22 protein-coding genes are annotated in these 18,534 nt (G+C 60.7%); 15 read left to right on the forward strand and 7 right to left on the reverse strand.

Annotation, left to right across the window (positions count from 1 at the left end):
• Nucleotides 1-64: 64 nt before the first annotated feature.
• The 9 genes from mdcA (at nt 65) to madM (ending at nt 7,227) form a co-directional block, all read left to right on the forward strand.
• Nucleotides 65-1,732 (forward strand): malonate decarboxylase subunit alpha, encoded by a 1,668-nt coding sequence (mdcA, locus tag GNF76_RS14030; protein WP_155583742.1) that lies wholly within the window; start codon nt 65-67, stop codon nt 1,730-1,732.
• Nucleotides 1,733-2,581 (forward strand): triphosphoribosyl-dephospho-CoA synthase, encoded by an 849-nt coding sequence (locus tag GNF76_RS14035; protein ID WP_155583743.1) that lies wholly within the window; start codon nt 1,733-1,735, stop codon nt 2,579-2,581.
• A complete protein-coding gene (locus GNF76_RS14040) occupies nt 2,581-2,880 on the forward strand; it encodes a malonate decarboxylase subunit delta (protein WP_155583744.1) in 300 nt (99 codons plus the stop codon). The genes GNF76_RS14035 and GNF76_RS14040 overlap by 1 nt, the downstream gene beginning before the upstream one ends.
• Nucleotides 2,873-3,715: a biotin-independent malonate decarboxylase subunit beta gene (locus GNF76_RS14045; protein ID WP_155583745.1), complete on the forward strand. Its 843-nt coding sequence runs from the start codon at nt 2,873-2,875 to the stop codon at nt 3,713-3,715. Before GNF76_RS14040 ends, GNF76_RS14045 begins: the two co-directional genes overlap by 8 nt.
• Nucleotides 3,712-4,488: a biotin-independent malonate decarboxylase subunit gamma gene (gene mdcE / locus GNF76_RS14050; protein ID WP_155583746.1), complete on the forward strand. Its 777-nt coding sequence runs from the start codon at nt 3,712-3,714 to the stop codon at nt 4,486-4,488. Before GNF76_RS14045 ends, mdcE begins: the two co-directional genes overlap by 4 nt.
• On the forward strand, nt 4,482-5,078 hold the full coding sequence (locus tag GNF76_RS14055) for a malonate decarboxylase holo-ACP synthase (protein WP_155583747.1): 597 nt from the start codon (nt 4,482-4,484) through the stop codon (nt 5,076-5,078). Before mdcE ends, GNF76_RS14055 begins: the two co-directional genes overlap by 7 nt.
• The gene (gene mdcH / locus GNF76_RS14060; RefSeq protein WP_155583748.1) at nt 5,075-5,980 is read left to right on the forward strand and encodes a malonate decarboxylase subunit epsilon; all 906 of its coding nucleotides are present in this window, start codon (nt 5,075-5,077) and stop codon (nt 5,978-5,980) included. The genes GNF76_RS14055 and mdcH overlap by 4 nt, the downstream gene beginning before the upstream one ends.
• A 67-nt stretch (nt 5,981-6,047) precedes the next feature.
• Nucleotides 6,048-6,461, forward strand: a complete 414-nt coding sequence (madL, locus tag GNF76_RS14065) for a malonate transporter subunit MadL (protein ID WP_155583749.1) — start codon at nt 6,048-6,050, stop codon at nt 6,459-6,461.
• 1 nt (nt 6,462) lies between these two features.
• Entirely contained in the window at nt 6,463-7,227 is a 765-nt protein-coding gene (gene madM / locus GNF76_RS14070; protein WP_155583750.1) for a malonate transporter subunit MadM, read from the forward strand.
• A gap of 109 nt (nt 7,228-7,336) precedes the next feature.
• Here the strand turns inward: madM and GNF76_RS14075 are convergent, their stop codons facing one another.
• The 3 genes from GNF76_RS14075 to GNF76_RS14085 are packed head-to-tail and all read right to left on the reverse strand — an operon-like array spanning nt 7,337 to nt 9,397.
• A complete protein-coding gene (locus GNF76_RS14075; RefSeq protein WP_155583751.1) occupies nt 7,337-8,251 on the reverse strand; it encodes a LysR family transcriptional regulator in 915 nt (304 codons plus the stop codon).
• 37 nt (nt 8,252-8,288) lie between these two features.
• On the reverse strand, nt 8,289-8,831 hold the full coding sequence (locus GNF76_RS14080) for a chromate transporter (RefSeq protein ID WP_155583752.1): 543 nt from the start codon (nt 8,829-8,831) through the stop codon (nt 8,289-8,291).
• Nucleotides 8,831-9,397, reverse strand: a complete 567-nt coding sequence (locus GNF76_RS14085) for a chromate transporter (protein ID WP_155583753.1) — start codon at nt 9,395-9,397, stop codon at nt 8,831-8,833. Before GNF76_RS14085 ends, GNF76_RS14080 begins: the two co-directional genes overlap by 1 nt.
• Before the next feature lie 164 nt (nt 9,398-9,561).
• Here GNF76_RS14085 and trhA point away from each other — a divergent pair, with 164 nt between their 5' ends.
• The gene (gene trhA / locus GNF76_RS14090) at nt 9,562-10,179 is read left to right on the forward strand and encodes a PAQR family membrane homeostasis protein TrhA (RefSeq protein ID WP_155583754.1); all 618 of its coding nucleotides are present in this window, start codon (nt 9,562-9,564) and stop codon (nt 10,177-10,179) included.
• Here trhA and GNF76_RS14095 read toward each other — a convergent pair.
• Nucleotides 10,174-11,076, reverse strand: a complete 903-nt coding sequence (locus GNF76_RS14095) for a LysR family transcriptional regulator (protein ID WP_155583755.1) — start codon at nt 11,074-11,076, stop codon at nt 10,174-10,176. The genes trhA and GNF76_RS14095 overlap by 6 nt on opposite strands.
• 108 nt (nt 11,077-11,184) lie before the next feature.
• Between GNF76_RS14095 and GNF76_RS14100 the strand changes: the two genes are divergently transcribed.
• The 3 genes from GNF76_RS14100 to GNF76_RS14110 are packed head-to-tail and all read left to right on the forward strand — an operon-like array spanning nt 11,185 to nt 13,721.
• Nucleotides 11,185-12,426, forward strand: coding sequence for a D-amino acid dehydrogenase (locus tag GNF76_RS14100; RefSeq protein ID WP_155583756.1), 1,242 nt, complete (start codon nt 11,185-11,187; stop codon nt 12,424-12,426).
• A 10-nt stretch (nt 12,427-12,436) separates the two neighbouring features.
• Nucleotides 12,437-12,790, forward strand: a complete 354-nt coding sequence (locus GNF76_RS14105) for a RidA family protein (protein ID WP_155583757.1) — start codon at nt 12,437-12,439, stop codon at nt 12,788-12,790.
• A gap of 28 nt (nt 12,791-12,818) precedes the next feature.
• Nucleotides 12,819-13,721, forward strand: a complete 903-nt coding sequence (locus tag GNF76_RS14110; protein WP_155583758.1) for a transporter substrate-binding domain-containing protein — start codon at nt 12,819-12,821, stop codon at nt 13,719-13,721.
• Between the two features lie 136 nt (nt 13,722-13,857).
• Here the strand turns inward: GNF76_RS14110 and GNF76_RS14115 are convergent, their stop codons facing one another.
• Both GNF76_RS14115 and GNF76_RS14120 read right to left on the reverse strand, forming a co-directional pair.
• Entirely contained in the window at nt 13,858-14,577 is a 720-nt protein-coding gene (locus GNF76_RS14115) for a 16S rRNA (uracil(1498)-N(3))-methyltransferase (protein ID WP_155583759.1), read from the reverse strand.
• Nucleotides 14,578-14,612: 35 nt separating this feature from the next.
• Nucleotides 14,613-16,019: an adenosylmethionine--8-amino-7-oxononanoate transaminase gene (locus tag GNF76_RS14120; protein ID WP_155583760.1), complete on the reverse strand. Its 1,407-nt coding sequence runs from the start codon at nt 16,017-16,019 to the stop codon at nt 14,613-14,615.
• A 281-nt stretch (nt 16,020-16,300) separates the two neighbouring features.
• Here GNF76_RS14120 and GNF76_RS14125 point away from each other — a divergent pair, with 281 nt between their 5' ends.
• Both GNF76_RS14125 and GNF76_RS14130 read left to right on the forward strand, forming a co-directional pair.
• A complete protein-coding gene (locus tag GNF76_RS14125) occupies nt 16,301-16,852 on the forward strand; it encodes a cytochrome b (RefSeq protein WP_155583761.1) in 552 nt (183 codons plus the stop codon).
• A gap of 32 nt (nt 16,853-16,884) precedes the next feature.
• Nucleotides 16,885-17,484 (forward strand): YceI family protein, encoded by a 600-nt coding sequence (locus tag GNF76_RS14130; protein WP_155583762.1) that lies wholly within the window; start codon nt 16,885-16,887, stop codon nt 17,482-17,484.
• Nucleotides 17,485-17,542: 58 nt separating this feature from the next.
• On the opposite strand, the gene GNF76_RS14135 is transcribed toward GNF76_RS14130, so the two are convergent.
• Nucleotides 17,543-18,427 carry a LysR substrate-binding domain-containing protein gene (locus GNF76_RS14135; protein ID WP_155583763.1) on the reverse strand — a complete coding sequence of 295 codons (885 nt, stop codon included), beginning with the start codon at nt 18,425-18,427 and terminating at the stop codon, nt 17,543-17,545.
• Nucleotides 18,428-18,534: the final 107 nt, after the last annotated feature.

An 18,534-nucleotide genomic window follows, 5' to 3' on the forward strand; every position in this document is an offset into this window, starting at 1 on the left:
GATTGATGCCCTCCCAATACCCTCCTAAGGTACAGCCCACGACAGCAAATCCCGTGGAGCGACCATGACAACAACTTCCCCCGACTCGCGCTGGACGCGGCGGCGCGACGAGAAGCAGCGCAGGCTGGCGCGAGTAGCGTCGTTCGCCAATGGTGCCGTGTTGCCCAGCGACCGTATCGTCGAGGCCCTGGAAGCGCTGATCCTCCCCGGCGACCGCGTGGTACTGGAGGGCAACAACCAGAAGCAGGCCGATTTCCTCTCGCGCTCCCTGGCCAAGGCCGATCCCGCCAAGCTCCACGATTTGCACATGATCATGCCCAGTGTTGGCCGTTCCGAGCACCTGGACCTGTTTGAAAAGGGCATCGCCCGCAAGCTGGACTTTTCCTTCGCCGGCACCCAATCCCTGCGCATCAGCCAGTTACTGGAAGACGGCCTGCTGGAAATCGGTGCGATTCACACCTACATCGAACTCTACGCGCGGCTGGTGGTGGACCTGATCCCCAACGTGGTGTTGTCTGCCGGTTTCATGGCTGACCGTGCCGGCAATATCTACACCGGGCCCAGCACCGAAGACACGCCAGCCTTGATCGAACCAGCAGCCTTCAGCGATGGGATCGTGATCGTCCAGGTCAATCAGTTGGTGGATGACGTCAGCGACTTGCCTCGCGTGGATATCCCGGCCTCCTGGGTCGACTTCGTGGTGGTCGCCGACAAACCCTTCTACATCGAACCGCTGTTCACCCGCGACCCCCGGCACATCAAGCCAGTGCATGTGTTGATGGCGATGATGGCGATCCGTGGCATCTACGAAAAACACAACGTCCAATCCCTCAATCACGGCATCGGTTTCAACACTGCCGCCATCGAGTTGATCCTGCCGACCTATGGCGAATCTCTCGGACTTAAGGGCAAGATTTGCCGCAACTGGACCCTCAACCCCCATCCCACCCTGATCCCCGCCATTGAAAGCGGCTGGGTCGAAAGCGTGCATTGTTTCGGCACCGAACTGGGCATGGAAAATTACATCGCTGCTCGTCCGGATGTGTTCTTCACCGGCCGCGACGGCTCCCTGCGTTCCAACCGGATGTTCTGCCAACTGGCCGGCCAATACGCGGTGGACCTGTTTATCGGCGCCACCTTGCAGGTCGACGGCGACGGCCATTCCTCCACCGTAACCCGTGGCCGCCTCGCCGGTTTTGGGGGAGCGCCGAACATGGGCCACGACCCGCGTGGTCGCCGCCATGGCACACCGGCTTGGCTCGACATGCGCCACGACGACGCCCCCGAAGCCTTGCTCGAACGCGGCAAGAAGCTGGTGGTGCAAATGGTCGAGACTTTCCAGGAGGGTGGTAAACCGACCTTCGTCGAAACCCTTGACGCGGTGGAAGTGGCGCGCAAAAGCGGCATGCCCCTGGCGCCGATCATGATCTATGGCGACGACGTCACCCACCTGCTCACCGAAGAAGGCATTGCCTACCTGTACAAGGCCCGGTCCCTGGAAGAACGCCAGGCGATGATCGCCGCCGTGGCCGGGGTGACGGCCATCGGCATGCGCCACAACCCCAAGGACACCGCGCGTATGCGCCGCGAGGGTTTGATCGCCTTGCCCGAAGACCTCGGCATCCGCCGCACCGACGCCACCCGCGAGCTGCTGGCGGCCAAGAGCGTGGCCGATCTGGTGGAGTGGTCCGGTGGCTTGTACAACCCGCCCGCCAAGTTCAGGAGCTGGTAAATGCACGCACTCAAATTGTACAAACTGACATTGGCCGAGCGCCTGGCTGACCTGGCGGTAGATGCGTTGATCGATGAAGCCGACCTGTCACCCAAGCCAGCCCTGGTGGACCGCCGTGGCAACGGTGCTCACAGTGATTTGCACCTGGGCCTGATGCATGCGTCGGCGCTGTCGTTGTGGCCGGCGTTCAAAGAGATGGCTGAAGTGGCCATCGAATGGGGTCAAATCGGTTTGCCGTTGCGCGAGGCGCTTGGGCGAATCGGCCGTGAGGGCGAGCAGGCAATGCTCACCACTACGGGTGGGGTGAATACTCATCGAGGCGCGATCTGGGCCCTCGGATTATTGGTTGCTGCTGCTGCGCTGGAACCCGAATCCACTGGCGCTGGCGCGGTAGCGTTACGTGCCGCACGGTTGGCCTTGCTCAACGATTGCCATGCCCCTCAACCACTCAGCCACGGTGCTCAAGTCGCCCAACGTTATGGCGCACGCGGTGCTCGTGAAGAAGCGCAACTGGGTTTCCCCTCGGTGCTGCAACGCGGCCTGCCACAACTGAAAAAAAGCCGCCTGCAACACCACGGCGAACAGAACGCCCGCCTCGACGCCTTGCTGGCGATCATGACCGACCTGGCTGACACCTGCGTGCTCTACCGCGCAGGCCTGGAAGGGTTGCTGGCCATGCAGCAAGGCGCCCAAGCGGTGCTGGATGCTGGCGGCAGTGCGAGCCTCGCCGGCCGCCGTCAGCTGCATGAACTGGACCAGCAACTGCTCGCCCTGAATGCCTCCCCCGGTGGCGCCGCCGATCTGTTGGCCGCCTGCCTGTTTCTCGACCGCATCGACGGAGCGTCTTGATGGAAACCTTATCCTTTGAATTCCCCGCCGGGCAGCCGGCCAAGGGCCGGGCGTTGGTGGGTTGCGTCGGCTCGGGTGACCTGGAAGTGCTGCTGGAACCGGGCACTGCCGGGACGCTGATCATCCAGGTGCAGACCTCGGTCAATGGCGCACAACAACGGTGGCAGCACCTGTTTGAGCGGATCTTCCAGGAGCAGACGCCGCCTGCGTTGAACATCGATATCCACGACTTCGGTGCCACGCCAGGTGTGGTGCGTTTGCGGCTGGAGCAAGGCTTCGAGGAGATCGGTCATGACTGACTTGCTCAATAAACACAGCTTCGTCGAACTCGGCGCCCGGCAGCGTGCCAAGGCCTTGCTCGACAAAGGCAGCTTTCGCGAGTTGATCGATCCGTTCCAGCGCGTGATGTCGCCGTGGCTGAGTCGCCAGGGCGTGGTGCCTCAAGCAGATGACGGTGTTGTGATCGCCAAGGGCGCCATTGCCGGCTTGCCCGTTGTGATCGCCGCGATTGAAGGCAATTTCCAGGGCGGCAGTCTCGGTGAAGTGGGCGGGGCGAAAATTGCCGGCGCCCTGGAGCTGGCTGCCGAGGACAACCGCAACGGCATTCCCACCCGCGCTGTGCTGCTGTTGGAAACCGGCGGTGTGCGCCTGCAGGAAGCCAATCTTGGTTTGGCCGCGATTGCTGATATCCACGCAGCGATTGTCGACCTGCGCCAATACCAGCCGGTGATCGGCGTGGTGGCAGGCAGCGTGGGTTGTTTCGGCGGTATGTCGATTGCTGCAGGACTGTGCAGTTACCTGTTGGTGACGCGCGAAGCTCGCCTTGGCCTGAATGGCCCGCAAGTGATCGAACAGGAAGCCGGCCTTGAAGAATACGACTCCCGCGACCGGCCTTTTATCTGGAGCCTGACCGGTGGCGAACAACGCTTTGCCAGCGGTTTGGCTGACCGTTATGTGGCGGACGATGTGGCGCAGATTCAGCAGCAAGTCACTGAGTTACTGCAACAAGGCTTGCCGGTAAAACAGCGCAGTCGTCAGGCGCAACACTATCTGCAACGCTTGGCTGTACTGGACGCCGAACCGCAAATCGAACCGGCGACGGTCCGCGATCTGTATCAGGGAGAACGCTCATGAGAGGGTTGCAGTGGTTCAACGCATTGAGTGCGGGTGCAACGACGGTAAGTGGTTTGCCGAACTCCTTGAAGGTTGCCGATGGCGTGCTCGGTGATCAACCCGTGCGCTTCATCGCCGTGGTCACCGACCCGCACAATCGCTTCCCGCGTGCGCGAAATGGCGAAGTCGGTTTGCTCGAAGGTTGGGGCTTGGCCAAGGCGGTCGATGAAGTGATCGAAACCGGTGACAAACGCCCGCTGATTGCCATCGTCGATGTCCCCAGCCAGGCTTATGGTCGTCGTGAAGAAGCGTTGGGCATTCATCAGGCCTTGGCCGCTGCCGCTGACAGTTATGCCCGCGCACGATTGGCCGGGCACCCGGTGATTGCGCTGCTGGTGGGCAAGGCCATGTCCGGTGCATTTCTGGCCCACGGCTATCAGGCCAACCGCCTGATCGCCCTGCGCGATCCCGGGGTGATGGTCCATGCGATGGGCAAGGCTTCGGCGGCGCGTGTGACCTTGCGCAGCATTGAAGAACTCGAAGCCCTGGCCGCCAGCGTGCCGCCCATGGCGTATGACATCGACAGTTTTGCCAGCCTGGGCTTGCTCTGGGAAACGCTGACGGTCAGTCAGATTGAACAACCGACGAGGGAAGATTTGGCGCGTGTGAGCGACTGCCTGGTGCAGGCCATCAAGGATGTGCAAGCTGGTGGTGTTGATTTGAGTGGTCGCCTGGGCGCCGCCAATCGTGCCGCGTCGGCGCATGTGCGTCAGTTGCTGCGGGAGCAATGGTGAACGCCCACGATTTGCTCTGGGGCATGACCCCGGCGCATGCGCCCGCTGATGCGCCCGCGTGGGTGCTGGAGGCGCTGAGTGCCGGGCATCCCGTAGTGGTTCGGCGTGCTATTGCACAGGCCGGGCATGTGGCGGTGGGCGTGCGTGGGCGTTTGCGCGAGCAGCGTTTCGCCGCTGTGATGCCGATGGCAGCAGTGCAGCGACGCGTGGTGCCGGAGGCGCTATGCGATGTGATATCGCCACGGAATTTGCCGGCGTTGCAGGCGCTCGATCAACTGCGGCCGGTGCTGGCGCGAGAAAATTGGGGCGTCACCGGCAGTGCCGGTTTTGAGCTGGCCAGCGGCATTGAAGCGCTGCATGGCGCGAGTGATCTGGATTTGATTCTGCGCACGCCCACGCGGTTTGATCGAGGTGATGCAGAGGATCTGCTGGCGATACTGGACACGGCGGTGTGCGCCGTGGACCTGCAATTGCAAACCCCGTTTGGCGCCGTGGCCTTGCGCGAATGGGCCTGCCCATCACGTCGGGTGTTGCTGAAAAACGCCAGCGGTGCGCAGTTGGTGCTGGACCCCTGGCAGGCCTTGGTATGAGCAGCCTTCTGGTGTTTCCGGGGCAGGGCGCCCAGCGTGTGGGCATGCTCCAACACTGGCCTCGCCCGATCCTGGACGAGGCCAGTGCCGCCCTCAATGAAGATGTGCTGACGCTCGACTCACCCGAGTCACTGGTTTCAACTCGCGCCGTGCAGCTATGCCTGCTGATCGCCGGCGTTGCCGGTGCGCGTTTGCTGGAACACACGCCGGACTACGTTGCGGGCCTCTCTATTGGAGCCTATCCGGCGGCGGTGATCGCAGGCTCCCTGGCCTTTGCCGACGCGCTCAAGCTGGTCAGCTTGCGCGGTGAGCTGATGCAGCAAGCGTATCCCCAGGGCTATGGCATGACCGCGATCATCGGCCTGGAATTGAATGTTGTCGAAGACCTGATCGCCCAGGTTCACACCCCACAAACCCCTGTTTACCTGGCCAATATCAACGCCGATAACCAGACCGTGATTGCCGGCAGCAATGAGGCGATGAAGGCCGTGGCGAATCTTGTTCGAGGGACTGGCGTTGCCAAACGCCTGGCCGTCAGTGTGCCGTCCCACTGTGCGCTATTGGAAAAACCTGCCGAAGCGCTGGCCGAGGCATTCGCTCAGGTTCCGCTGAAAATCCCGGCCATCACTTACCTGAGCAGCACCCGCGCTCGCCCCGTTCGCGACGTTGAACAACTGCGCGATGACCTGGCCTTCAACATGTGCCGCATCGTCGACTGGCGCGGCACGGTGCAAAGCGCCTACGAGCGCGGCGTACGGCTGCAGATCGAACTCCCCCCGGGCGCGGTGCTCAGCGGCCTGGCGCGACGGGTGTTTGAGCAAGGCACGGTGACCGCCTTCGAAGGCGCACGACTGGACACCTTGCAGGCACTGCTGCGAGAGGAGGGACACCGCCACCGATAACGCTCGACCCAAGGCTTTCGAAGCACAAAAACAACAATTTCGATGAAGCACTTTGAGGACAACCATCATGATTATTTACGGTGTGGCGTTGCTGGCGATCTGTACGCTGGCAGGCGTGATTATGGGCGACCTGCTCGGCGTTCTGCTGGGGGTCAAGTCCAATGTCGGCGGCGTGGGGATCGCGATGATCCTGCTGATTTGCGCGCGGCTATGGATGCAGAAACGCGGCGGCATGACCAAGGATTGCGAGATGGGCGTCGGCTTCTGGGGCGCAATGTATATCCCGGTGGTGGTGGCGATGGCGGCGCAACAGAACGTGGTTACCGCGTTGCACGGCGGCCCGGTGGCGGTGCTGGCGGCCATCGGTTCGGTGGTGATTTGCGGCTGCACCATTGCCCTGATCAGTCGCACCCACAAGGGTGAACCGCTGCCTGATGAAGATCCGCTGATACCGGCTTCACCTGTCGCGGGAGGTCGCTGATATGTGGGACCTCATCGAGAAAGGGTTGGAACATAACGGCCTGGTCACTGCCTTTGCTTTCGTCGGCGTGGTGATGTGGATTTCCGTGGTGCTGTCCAAGCGCCTGACCTTCGGCCGGATCCACGGTTCGGCCATCGCCATTGTGATCGGGCTGGTATTGGCCTGGGTCGGCGGCACGCTCACGGGCGGGCAGAAAGGGTTGGCGGACGTGGCGCTGTTTTCCGGTATCGGGTTGATGGGTGGGGCGATGCTGCGGGACTTTGCGATTGTGGCCACGGCATTTGAAGTGCAAGCCACTGAAGCGCGCAAAGCCGGGCTGATCGGCGCGATTGCCTTGCTGCTGGGCACGGTGCTGCCGTTTATTGTCGGCGCGAGTATTGCCTGGGCCTTTGGTTATCGCGATGCGGTGAGCATGACCACCATCGGCGCGGGGGCGGTGACTTACATCGTCGGTCCGGTGACCGGTGCGGCGCTGGGCGCGAGTTCCGATGTGGTGGCGCTGTCCATCGCGACCGGCTTGATCAAGGCGATCCTGGTGATGGTCGGCACGCCCATGGCAGCGCGCTGGATGGGCCTGGATAACCCGCGTTCGGCGATGGTGTTTGGCGGCTTGGCAGGTACCGTAAGCGGTGTGACGGCAGGCTTGGCGGCGACGGATCGGCGGTTGGTGCCCTATGGTGCGTTGACGGCGACCTTCCATACCGGGTTGGGGTGTTTGTTGGGGCCTTCGTTGCTCTACTTCATTGTGCGCGGGTTGGTGGGCTAATTCTGGGTTCAGGTTGACGGGGCCGGCCTCATCGCGGGCAAGCCCGCTCCCACCCTGGAATGCATTTCAAATGTGGGAGCGGGCTTGCCCGCGATAGCGATTTATCAGACTAGCCCTGCCGATTGGCATACATCCGGCACTCCGCCAACAGCGCGAGCAGATTCGGATCGCGCTCCTTGGCCTTCAAGAACACCACGCCAATGTGCTGCTGCAACCGATAGCGCGGTTGCAGGGGAATCAGCTTCACCCGGTTCTCATACACCGCCGCAATCCGCCCCGGCAGCAGCGCATAACCCACCCCTGAGCTGACCATGCTCAGCAGGGTGAAGATGTCGTTGACCTGCATCGCCACCTTGGGCGCAAAGCCCGCCTGTTTGAATACGCGGTTGCCGTCCTGGTGAGTGGCGAAGCCTTGGGTCAGGGTGATGAAGGTGGCGTCGCGCACGTCCGCCAGGTCGATTTCCTGTTCGCGGTCGAAGGGTGAGTCGGCCGGCGTGGCGAGGAAGATATCGTCGGAGAACAGTGCGATTTGCTCGCAGTCCGGGTCGTTGGCATGCTCGTCCAGGGAGATCAGGATCGCGTCGACTTCCATGTTCTTGAGCTTGTACAACAGGTCGAAATTGGAGCCGAGGATCAGGTCGATGTTTAGCTCGCTGCGGCGGATTTTCAGTCCCATGATCAACTGCGGCACGGTCTTCACCGTCAGTGAATACAGCGAGCCCAGCTTGAAGCGCTCGGCGGAGAACCCGGCGGCTTCGCGGGTCAGGCGCACGCTGTCGACCACGTCCTGGATCAGCTTTTGTGCGCGCTCTTCCAGCACGTAGGCGCTTTCCAGCGGTGTGAGGTTGCGGCCTTCGTGTTTGAACAGTGGGCAGCGCAGGGCGTTTTCCAACGAGTGGATCGCGCGGTGCACGCTGACGTTGCTGGTCTGCAACTCGGCGGCGGCACGGGCCAGGTTGCCGGTGCGCATGAACGCCAGGAAGATTTCCAGCTTCTTGAGGGTGAATTCTTCGTCGATCAGCATGGGTGTGACTCTTGTTCGAGTACCGTCGATTGTGCCCCTAAAACCAGTTCGCTCCCAGCCATGAACTGACCAGGCCCAACACCACGCCGAGGATGATCAGCCAGATTGCATTGAGCCGGGTGTAATACACCACGGCGGCGCTGGCCAGGGTCAGCACCAGGCTGGTCGCGTTGTTTTCCAGGCTGTTCATCAGGATGTAGCTGGCGGAGAGGATCAGCCCGATGGAAATCGGCAACAGGCTGCGTTTGACCCGCTGCACCCACGGCGTCTTGGTGTGTTTCTCCAGCCAGCCGGCGCCCAGGTAGGTCAGCACTGAGCAGGGCACCAGCTTGGCCAGTAGCGCGACTGCGGCACCGGGCAGGCCGGCAGCTTGTTGGCCGATAAACACCAGCAGCATGCCGTTGGGGCCGGGCAGCGCCTGGGACAGGGCGAAGAAGGCGACAAACTGGGCGTCGGTGAGCCAGTTCATGTCTGTCACGGAGTAGCGGTGGATATCACTCACGGCCACCATGTTGCCGCCAATCGACATCAACGACCACAGCGCGCATTGGATCATCAGGTGGAAGAGGGCGGTCTGCATCAGCCGGCCGCCTTCTGTGCGCCAATGAAACTCAAGGCCAGCGAGCTTGGGATACAGATCAGCAGCACCATCCACAATGGCAACACCAGCACGGCCATCAACACAAAGGTCAGGACAAAGGCGCTGTAGTTGGCCAGGGTCCGGGGCATGGCCTTGAGCAGGCGCAAGGTGGTGCCGAGCATCAGGCCGGTGGCAATCGGCATCACCGCGCCGAAGACCTGCTGTACCACCTCGTGGCTCCACCATTTGGCATAGGCAAACCCGGCGAGTACGGTGATCAGCGACGGGAACAGGTACAGCCCGCAGACGGTCACAATTGCACCGGGCAACCCGTGCAAGCGGCGGCCGTAGATGATGCCGACGTTGGCGATATTGGGGCCGGGGAAAAACTGACCGGTGGTCAGCAGCTCATTGAAAGCCTGCTCACTGACCCATTGCCGGCGGTCGACCATCATCTGCCGCGCCCAGGGCATGACGCCGCCGAAGCCCAGCAGGCCGACCATGGCGAAGTTGTAAAACAACTGCCACAGACTGGGGTGAGGCTGGCCAGGTTCAAGGTCGGGCATGGGGCGTTCCGGAAACGGCGGGGAGGGCGCAAATCATCTATCGGCGCGTGCTGTTTGGGCAAATGAAGAAAAGGTTGTTACCTGATATCGGGCAGCGGACGTCAGAATAGTCTCGCGTGCAGATGCACAACCAGGTGGTAACGGTTATTCGAGGTGAGTGACACATGTATCACGGGGAACGATTCAACGCCTGGAGCCACTTGCTCGGGGCGGTCGCGGCTTTTGTCGGCGCAGTGTGGATGTTGGTGGTTGCCAGTCTCGATGGCAGCCCGTGGAAGATTGTCAGCGTGGCGATTTATGGTTTCACGCTATTGGTGCTGTACAGCGCATCGACGGTCTATCACAGCGTGCGCGGGCGCAAGAAAGAGATCATGCAGAAGGTCGATCACTTTTCGATCTACTTGCTGATCGCCGGCAGCTACACGCCGTTTTGCCTGGTGACCTTGCGCGGGCCGTGGGGCTGGACGCTGTTCGGGATTGTCTGGGGGCTGGCGGTGATCGGTATTTTGCAGGAGATCAAGCCGCGCTCCGAGGCGCGCATCCTGTCGATCGTGATCTATGCGGTGATGGGCTGGATCGTGCTGGTGGCGGTCAAACCGTTGATCGCTGCGCTGGGCACCGTAGGTTTTATCTGGCTGGCGTCGGGCGGCATTTTGTACACCGTGGGCATTATCTTCTTTGCCCTGGAGGATCGGCTGCGGCACTCCCACGGGATCTGGCACCTGTTTGTGATCGGCGGGAGCCTGCTGCATTTCGTGGCGATCATGGTGTACGTGCTATAGCCGATCCAACTGTTCCTGGGCACGATTGCCGAAGATCTCCAGCAAGCTTGCCAGCATATGCGGCGGCGGTTCATCGGCGCGGGTCAGCGCATACAAAGTGATGGGCAATGGCGGTGCCAGTGGACGAATACAGGTGATCGCCGTGGATGCTCCCAGCGCGGTGAACGGATCGATCACCGCCAACCCCGCACCGGACTCGACCATCGCCCGGGCCAGCGAATAGGTCTGCACTGAAATGCTGATCCGTGGTGGTGGATCGACGGTTTCCAGGTAACTGTCGAGTTTTGCCGCCAGCGGATCGGCGCTGGACAGGCCAATCAACGGCGCGTCCGCCAGCGCCATCAATGGCAGTGGTTTGCCCTGTTCGGCTTCAGGCCAGTAATCCCGAGGCGCCAACGCCACCAGCACACCGTGGGCCAAGGCCTGGGCGTTCAGGCCCGGGTGATCGGGCGGCTGCAAGGTCAACGCTACGTCCATCTCACGCATCAACAGGTTTTGCACCAGCTCTCGGCTGTGGGCGCTGGACAGTTCGCACGCGATGTCCGGGTAGTGTTGGGTCCATTCACGAATGGCCGGAGGCAGCAGCGACAAGGCCAGGGCCGGTGTGGCACCGATGCGCAAGCTTTGGCCTGGGGCGCGCCTCAGGTTCTGCGCCAGGCGCCGCACTCCTTGCAGGCTCTCGGTGACTTTGTCGACTTCGCGTTCCAGGGCCAGGGCTTCCGGGGTGGGCTGCAGCTTGCCGCGTACCCGCAGGAACAGCGGGAAGCCCAACTGTAATTCGGCATGTTGCAAGACTTTGGTCACCGCTGGCTGTGAGACGTGCAGCAATTGTGCGGCAGCACTGACGGAGCCGGTCTGGCGTATGGCCTGGAAGATTTCGATATGACGCAAGCGCATGATGAGTCCATAACCTTTGTTTATGGGTGACCCATCTTTATTCATTGTTCGGCGCCTGTCACCTGGCCCTACTGTTCAAGCCTGATCAAAAACGGCGTAAGGACAGACATGGCTCAGCGGGTTTGTATCATCGGCGGCGGGGTTATCGGCCTGGCAAGTGCTTACGCCCTGGTGCGTGCAGGCGCTGAAGTGACCGTGGTTGAAGCAAGGGAAACCTTGGGCAGTGAAACCAGTTTCGCCAACGGCGGCCAACTGTCCTATCGCTACGTCGCCCCCCTGGCCGATAAAGGCGTACCGCTGCAAGCCATCGGCTGGATGCTGCGGGGCGACTCACCATTGAAGTTGCGTCCGCGTATGGACCCGGCACAGTGGCGCTGGATGGCCTCCTTCCTGGGGGCGTGCCGCGCGTCGGTCAACAAGCGCAACGCCGGGCACCTGCTGCGGTTGGCCAGCTTGAGCCAGGACGTGCTGCAGCGCTGGCGCCAGGAGGACGTCCTGGAAGGTTTTGATTGGCGACGTAATGGCAAGCTGGTGACCTTTCGCAATCACGGCACCTTCGAACACGCTCGCAACAAGGTGACGGACCGCCTGCAACAGCAAGTGCTCTCGGCGGCGGACTGTGCCCGGTTGGAGCCCACCCTGGGCGACAGCGGGTTTGTCGGCGGTATCTACACGCCCAATGAAGAAGTGGCGGACTGCCACAGCTTCTGCCTGCAACTGGCGCTCAGGCTTCAAGCCTCGGGCCGCTGTACGTTCCTGCTGGGGCGCAAGGTGACTGGCATTCGCCATGCCGACGGCACGGTGCAGGCCATTGAGTTGGGCGCCGAGGTGCTGCCCGTGGAGCATCTGGTGTTGGCGGCGGGTCACCGCAGCGCCGAGTTGGCGTTGCCTGGCGTATCGCTGCCGTTGTACCCCCTCAAGGGCTATAGCCTGAGCGTGCCGATTGGCGAGCAGCACCAGGCGCCGAATATCAGCATCACCGACTACGACCGCAAGATTGTCTATGCGCGCATTGGTGAACAACTGCGGGTGGCGGCGATGGTGGACATCGTCGGTTTCGATTCGCGCCTGGAACCCAAGCGTCTGGCCCTGATGAAACGCCAGGCCTGTGAGACGTTTCCTCTGGCCGGCGACTACGACCGGGCGATTGAATGGGCCGGCATGCGCCCGGCCACGCCGACGGGTGTACCGCTGATTGGTGCCAGTGCCTATCGCAACCTATGGTTGAACCTGGGCCATGGTGCCTTGGGGTTTACCCTGGCCTCTGGCAGCGGCCAACTGCTGGCCGAGCTGATTGGCCGGCACACGACTTCCATTGATATGCAGGGCCTCGCTCCCCGCGCCGCCTGAGGATGCACCGATGACCATCACTCGAATCAACAGCAATAGCCGTCTTTCCGGTGCCGTGACCTTTCAGGACCTGGTATTTCTGTCTGGTCAGGTACCGGGCGAGGGCCGGGACGTGACGACCCAGACCCAGGAAGTCCTGGCCAAGATCGACGTACTGTTGGCCGAGGCCGGCAGTGACAAGGATCACCTGCTCAACGCGACCATCTACCTGAAAAATATCCAGGACGGTTTTGCGCCGATGAATGATGTCTGGTCGGCCTGGCTTTCACCGGGCCAGGCGCCGACCCGCACCACCCTGCAAGCGGAGCTGGCGCGCCCGGACGTGCTGGTGGAAATCAGCGTGATTGCCGCGCGCCGCATCTGAATAACAAGAAAACCAACGGAGAATAACAATGCAAAAAATCACGTTGATCGGCTGCACCCTGGGGCTGTTGCTGGGCGCTCAGGCTCACGCCACCGAGCCATCACTGGACGGCACTTTGGCCAAGATCGCCAACGCCAAGAGCATCACCTTGGGCTACCGCGATGCGTCGGTGCCGTTCTCCTATGTGGGAGATAACACGGGTAAACCCATGGGTTACTCGGTGGACCTGGCGAACAAGATTGTCGAGCGCATCCAGCAAAAAACCGGTGTGCCGAAACTCAACGTGAAGTACAACCTGGTGACGTCCCAGACCCGTATCGCGCTGGTGCAGAACGGCACCGTGGATCTGGAGTGTGGTTCTACCGGCGTGACCGCCGAGCGCCAGAAGCAGGTCGCGTTTTCCTACGGTTTTATTTACGTGAAAGGCCAACTGCTGACGGCCAAGAACAGCGGCATCCAGCGCTTTGCCGATTTGCAGGGCAAGAATGTTGTCACCACCGCCGGTACCACCAACGAGCGGTTTCTCAAGAGCTACAACGTCGATCACAAGCTGAACATGTCCGTGATCAGTGCCAAGGATCACGGCGAGGCCTTCAAAATGCTGGAGTCGGGGCGGGCGGCCGCGTTCTACATGGATGACGCCTTGCTCTATGGCGAGCGCGCCAAGGCCAGGGATCCCCATAACTGGATAGTGGTAGGGGAGGAGCAGTCGCGGGAGATCTACAGCTGTATGGTGCGCAAGGATGATCCGCAGTTGCTTGCGGTGGTCAATGAAACCCTGGCGGGGTTGTACAGCTCGGGAGAGATCGACGGGATTTACCAGCGCTGGTTCGAACAGCCGATTCCGCCGAAGGGCTTGAACCTGGAGTTTCCGATGACCCGTGAGCTGAAGGCGATTATTGCCAAGCCTGTGAGTGATCCGGTGGAGTGATGGAGTGGTAACCCGATCAAAATGTGGGAGCGGGCTTGCTCGCGAAAGCGGAGTGTCAGCCAACATCTTCATCAACTGACCCACCGCTTTCGCGAGCAAGCCCGCTCCCACATTTGATTGGGTTTGCAAGGCTTGGTTAGAAATCGCCCCACAGTTGTTGGGCAACTGCCAGCGCCACTACCGGCGCAGTTTCGGTGCGCAGTACGCGCGGGCCCAACCGTGCGGAATGGAAGCCAGCCGCTTGTGCGGTCTCGACTTCCCCGTCGGTCAATCCACCCTCAGGCCCGATCAAGAACGCCAGGCTGGCTGGCTTGGCATGGCTCACCAACGGCTCAGCCACGGGGTGCAATACCAACTTCAATTGCGCCTCGGTCTGCTTCAACCAGTCCGCGAGCAACAGCGGTGGATGAATCACCGGCACCTTGGAGCGGCCGCACTGCTCACAGGCGCTGATTGCCACCTGGCGCCAGTGTTGCAGGCGTTTGTCGGCGCGTTCGTCCTTGAGGCGTACCTCACAGCGGTCGGTGAAGATCGGCGTGATTTCGTTGACCCCAAGTTCGGTGGCTTTCTGGATCGCCCAGTCCATCCGCTCGCCTCGAGACAGGCCTTGGCCGAGGTGGATGTGCAACGGGGATTCGATCTGCCCGTCGAACGCTTCGGTCAGTTGCACCACCACACGCTTTTTACCGACCTCCAGCAGGCTGGCGCGAAACTCCTGGCCGGAGCCGTCGAACAGCTGCACGGCGTCGCCTTCGCTCATGCGCAATACACGGCTGATGTAGTGGGCCTGGGCTTCGGGCAACTCGTGGTCGCCAATGCTCAGCGGGGCGTCGACAAAAAAACGGGACAGTCTCATTTCTGTTCTCTGGAAAAATTAGGTAGAAGCGGTAATCAGCCCGGATCACGAAACCCTGGATGGAAGTCCTTGGGCACCGCCACGCTGACGCGACTGTTGGTCGCGATATCAATCCCTTCACTGGCCACTTCGGCCAGAAAGTCGATCTGCTCCGGCGTGATCACGTAAGGCGGCAGGAAGTACACCACGCTGCCCAGCGGTCGCAGCAGCGCGCCGCGTTCCAGGGCGTGTTCGAATACCTTGAGGCCACGGCGTTCTTGCCACGGGTAAGCGGCCTTGGTCGCCTTGTCCTGGACCATCTCGATGGCCAGCACCATGCCGGTCTGGCGCACTTCCGACACATGGGGATGATCCACCAGGTGTGCGGTGGCCGTGGCCATGCGCTGGGCCAGGGCCTTGTTGTTTTCGATGACGTTGTCTTCTTCGAAGATATCCAGGGTCGCGAGGGCCGCCGCGCACGCCAGCGGGTTGCCGGTGTAGCTGTGGGAGTGCAGGAACGCGCGCAAGGTCGGGTAGTCGTCGTAGAAGGCGCTGTAGACGTCTTCGGTCGTCACCACGGCCGCCAGGGGCAGATAGCCGCCGGTCAACGCCTTGGACAGGCAGAGGAAGTCCGGGCGAATACCGGCCTGCTCACAGGCGAACATCGTCCCGGTGCGGCCGAAGCCCACGGCGATTTCGTCGTGGATCAGGTGCACGCCATAACGATCGCAGGCTTCGCGCAGCAGCTTGAGGTACACCGGGTGATACATGCGCATGCCGCCGGCGCCCTGGATCAGCGGTTCGACGATCACGGCGGCGACGGTGTCGTGGTTTTCGGCCAGGGTCTGCTCCATGGCCAGGAACATGGCGCGCGAATGCTCTTCCCAGCTCATGCCTTCGGGGCGCAGGTAGCAGTCGGGGCTCGGCACCTTGATGGTGTCCAGCAACAAGGCCTTGTAGGTTTCGGTGAACAGCGGCACATCACCTACCGACATCGCGGCGATGGTTTCGCCGTGGTAGCTGTTGGTCAGGGTGACAAAGCGCTTCTTGTTCGGCAGGCCACGGTTGAGCCAATAGTGAAAGCTCATCTTCAGCGCGACTTCGATACATGACGAACCGTTGTCGGCGTAGAAGCAGCGGGTCAGGCCTTCAGGTGTCATCTTCACCAGGCGCTCGGACAGTTCGATCACCGGCTGGTGGCTGAAGCCGGCAAGGATCACGTGTTCCAGTTGGTCCACCTGGTCCTTGATACGCTGGTTGATACGCGGGTTGGCGTGGCCAAACACGTTGACCCACCAGGAGCTGACGGCATCGAGGTAGCGTTTGCCTTCGAAGTCTTCCAGCCACACGCCTTCACCGCGCTTGATGGGAATCAGCGGCAGTTGCTGGTGGTCTTTCATCTGGGTGCAGGGATGCCACAGCACCGCAAGGTCGCGTTGCATCCACTGATTATTCAAACCCATGGTCATTCTCCTCGAAGCGGCTCGCAACCTGTGCGGGCGAAACAATCGCGCAAGCCTATGCAATGCCAGGCTGTGTCACAACCCATTGCGCGCTTGAAGGCGCAATTGGTACTAAAAGCAGGACGGTCTGTCACGTTTCTCCTGAATAGTCCTTAATCCCTGGTTAATTTACTGTTCATACGCTCAAGATCGTATTTCTCGATATTTCAAAGCGAAATTTTGGGCTTTAATTCGATAGGTAAACCGCTAGTCTTGGGCGCAGCTCTTACGGGATTGGGTACATGCAACTACGTAATTCATCGGCCCGCTACGGATGGGTCAGCATTGTTTTGCACTGGGGCATCGCCCTGGTGGTGTTTGGTTTGTTCGCGTTGGGCTTGTGGATGGTCGGTCTCGACTACTACAGCGCCTGGCGTAAAGACGCCCCCGACTTGCACAAAAGCATTGGCATCACGTTGTTCGCCATCATGCTGGTGCGGATCGTCTGGCGCTTGATCAGCCCGCCACCACCTCCGCTTGCCAGCTATAGCCGCATGACTCGTATAGGTGCAGCATTTGGCCACGCGTTCCTTTATCTCGGGCTGTTTGCCGTGATGATTGCCGGTTACCTGATTTCCACCGCAGACGGTGTCGGGATTCCGGTGTTTGGCCTGTTTGAAATTCCTGCGCTGGTTTCCGGTCTACCGGACCAGGCAGACGTAGCCGGCGTGGTGCATTTGTACCTGGCTTGGGTGCTGGTGGTGTTTGCCGGTCTCCATGGCGTGGCTGCTCTGAAACACCACTTTATTGATCGTGATGCGACCCTGGTTCGTATGCTGGGGCGCAAAGCCTGATGTTCAACCTCGACTCACAAGGAATAGAAAGCATGTTGAAAAAGACTCTCGCCGCTCTGGCCATCGGTTCTGCTCTGCTGACTGCCGGTCAGGCGATGGCAGCTGATTACGTGATCGACAAGGAAGGCCAGCACGCCTTCGTCGACTTCAAGATCAGCCACTTGGGCTACAGCTACATCACCGGTACCTTCAAGGACCTGGACGGCAAGTTCAGCTTTGATGCTGCCAAGCCTGAAGATGCCAAGATTGAAGTTAACGTTCGCACCGCCAGTGTTTTCAGTAACCACGCCGAGCGCGACAAGCACGTCAACAGCAAGGACTTCCTGGAGTCGGGCAAATTCCCTGACGCCAAGTTCGTGTCCACCAGCGTCAAGCCAACCGGTAAGAATGCTGATGGCAAGCAGACTGCTGATGTGACCGGTGACCTGACTTTCCACGGTGTGACCAAGCCAATCGTGGTCAAGGCAACCTTCCTGGGTGAAGGCAAGGATCCATGGGGTGGCTACCGTGCCGGTTTTGAAGGCACCACCAACATCAGCCGCAAGGAATTCAACAAGGATGGTATGGACGTTGGTCCACAGTCCGACAACGTTCAGTTGTACATCACGTTTGAAGGTGTGAAAGCGAAGTAATTTTCGCTGCGTCAATGATAAACGCCGACCTCAGGGTCGGCGTTTTGCTGTCGATCTTTTATAGGTTGCCTTGGTACTCGGCGACCTGTCCTTTGAGCCACACCAGTAATGATGATATTTGGATTGATCGTTTGCTGTCGGTGGGCCAGACCAGAAAGTATCGTGATGAATGCTCTGGTTCCACATCAGTCAGTTTGACCAATTCCCCGCGCTCAATCAGCGCCTGGGCAATCGAGCGTCGGGTCAGTGCAATACCGTAACCCAGCTTGACGGCCTCAAGCAGTAATGTGGAGTCGGTGAATTCCAGAATGGAGGGCGGGCGTTGACCGTCGATTCCTGCAGCGCTGAGCCAGACCGGCCAGCTTTCACTGGCATGCAGCAGGGGTTGTTCCAGTACGGCCTGCGCAGTGGTTGGCAGTGCACCGCCGTTGAATCCGGGAGCGGCGACTACCAGCAATGAATCAACCATCAGGGGTTCGCAATGCACATCGGGCCATTGGCCGTGACCGAAGCGGATTGCACAATCCACCAGCCCCTGCTCAAAACCGACAAACTCCATGGTGGAGGCCAGTTTAAGGTGCAGGTTGGGGTTGGCGTTCATGAAGCCTTTGAGCCGAGGCAGTAGCCAAAACAGGCCATACGAGGGCAGGACCGACACGGTCAGTTGTGCATGCTTGGCCTTCGCCTGAAGCCTCTCGGTGACCCCGGCGATCTCTCCCAGCGCCTGTCGGATCTGATAGGCGTAGACACGGCCCTCATCGGTCAACACCAATGAGCGCCCGCTGCGCGTGACCAGTGCCACGTCGAGGTACTCTTCCAGAGAGCGGATCTGATGGCTGACGGCACTGTGGGTGACATGCAGTTCCAGCGCAGCCTGGCTCACCTTGCCCAATCGGGCGAGTGCTTCAAAGGCCCGCAATGCGGCGAGGGGAGGGAGCTTCAATAGGTGAATTCCATTTACATAAAAGGCTAATAATAGCCGCTATACCTGAACAAGTGCGCTGCTGATAATTAATGGTGTGTGCTTCATTTAAATAACACGCCGTTAAA

The organism is Pseudomonas spelaei (genome assembly GCF_009724245.1).
Classification (GTDB): Bacteria; Pseudomonadota; Gammaproteobacteria; order Pseudomonadales; family Pseudomonadaceae; genus Aquipseudomonas; species Aquipseudomonas spelaei.

Excerpts from the sequence above, each read along its gene's own strand:
- GNF76_RS14100 (WP_155583756.1), top strand. The coding sequence starts at position 11,185 with ATGGCTCAGCGGGTTTGTATCATCGGCGGCGGGGTTATCGGCCTGGCA.
- GNF76_RS14035 (WP_155583743.1), top strand. The coding sequence starts at position 1,733 with ATGCACGCACTCAAATTGTACAAACTGACATTGGCCGAGCGCCTGGCT.
- trhA (WP_155583754.1), top strand. The coding sequence starts at position 9,562 with ATGTATCACGGGGAACGATTCAACGCCTGGAGCCACTTGCTCGGGGCG.
- madM (WP_155583750.1), top strand. The coding sequence starts at position 6,463 with ATGTGGGACCTCATCGAGAAAGGGTTGGAACATAACGGCCTGGTCACT.
- GNF76_RS14075 (WP_155583751.1), bottom strand. The coding sequence starts at position 8,251 with ATGCTGATCGACGAAGAATTCACCCTCAAGAAGCTGGAAATCTTCCTG.
- GNF76_RS14115 (WP_155583759.1), bottom strand. The coding sequence starts at position 14,577 with ATGAGACTGTCCCGTTTTTTTGTCGACGCCCCGCTGAGCATTGGCGAC.
- GNF76_RS14120 (WP_155583760.1), bottom strand. The coding sequence starts at position 16,019 with ATGGGTTTGAATAATCAGTGGATGCAACGCGACCTTGCGGTGCTGTGG.
- GNF76_RS14045 (WP_155583745.1), top strand. The coding sequence starts at position 2,873 with ATGACTGACTTGCTCAATAAACACAGCTTCGTCGAACTCGGCGCCCGG.
- GNF76_RS14055 (WP_155583747.1), top strand. The coding sequence starts at position 4,482 with ATGGTGAACGCCCACGATTTGCTCTGGGGCATGACCCCGGCGCATGCG.
- GNF76_RS14130 (WP_155583762.1), top strand. The coding sequence starts at position 16,885 with ATGTTGAAAAAGACTCTCGCCGCTCTGGCCATCGGTTCTGCTCTGCTG.
- mdcE (WP_155583746.1), top strand. The coding sequence starts at position 3,712 with ATGAGAGGGTTGCAGTGGTTCAACGCATTGAGTGCGGGTGCAACGACG.
- GNF76_RS14105 (WP_155583757.1), top strand. The coding sequence starts at position 12,437 with ATGACCATCACTCGAATCAACAGCAATAGCCGTCTTTCCGGTGCCGTG.
- GNF76_RS14040 (WP_155583744.1), top strand. The coding sequence starts at position 2,581 with ATGGAAACCTTATCCTTTGAATTCCCCGCCGGGCAGCCGGCCAAGGGC.
- GNF76_RS14125 (WP_155583761.1), top strand. The coding sequence starts at position 16,301 with ATGCAACTACGTAATTCATCGGCCCGCTACGGATGGGTCAGCATTGTT.
- GNF76_RS14085 (WP_155583753.1), bottom strand. The coding sequence starts at position 9,397 with ATGCCCGACCTTGAACCTGGCCAGCCTCACCCCAGTCTGTGGCAGTTG.
- mdcH (WP_155583748.1), top strand. The coding sequence starts at position 5,075 with ATGAGCAGCCTTCTGGTGTTTCCGGGGCAGGGCGCCCAGCGTGTGGGC.
- mdcA (WP_155583742.1), top strand. The coding sequence starts at position 65 with ATGACAACAACTTCCCCCGACTCGCGCTGGACGCGGCGGCGCGACGAG.
- madL (WP_155583749.1), top strand. The coding sequence starts at position 6,048 with ATGATTATTTACGGTGTGGCGTTGCTGGCGATCTGTACGCTGGCAGGC.
- GNF76_RS14080 (WP_155583752.1), bottom strand. The coding sequence starts at position 8,831 with ATGCAGACCGCCCTCTTCCACCTGATGATCCAATGCGCGCTGTGGTCG.
- GNF76_RS14110 (WP_155583758.1), top strand. The coding sequence starts at position 12,819 with ATGCAAAAAATCACGTTGATCGGCTGCACCCTGGGGCTGTTGCTGGGC.
- GNF76_RS14095 (WP_155583755.1), bottom strand. The coding sequence starts at position 11,076 with ATGCGCTTGCGTCATATCGAAATCTTCCAGGCCATACGCCAGACCGGC.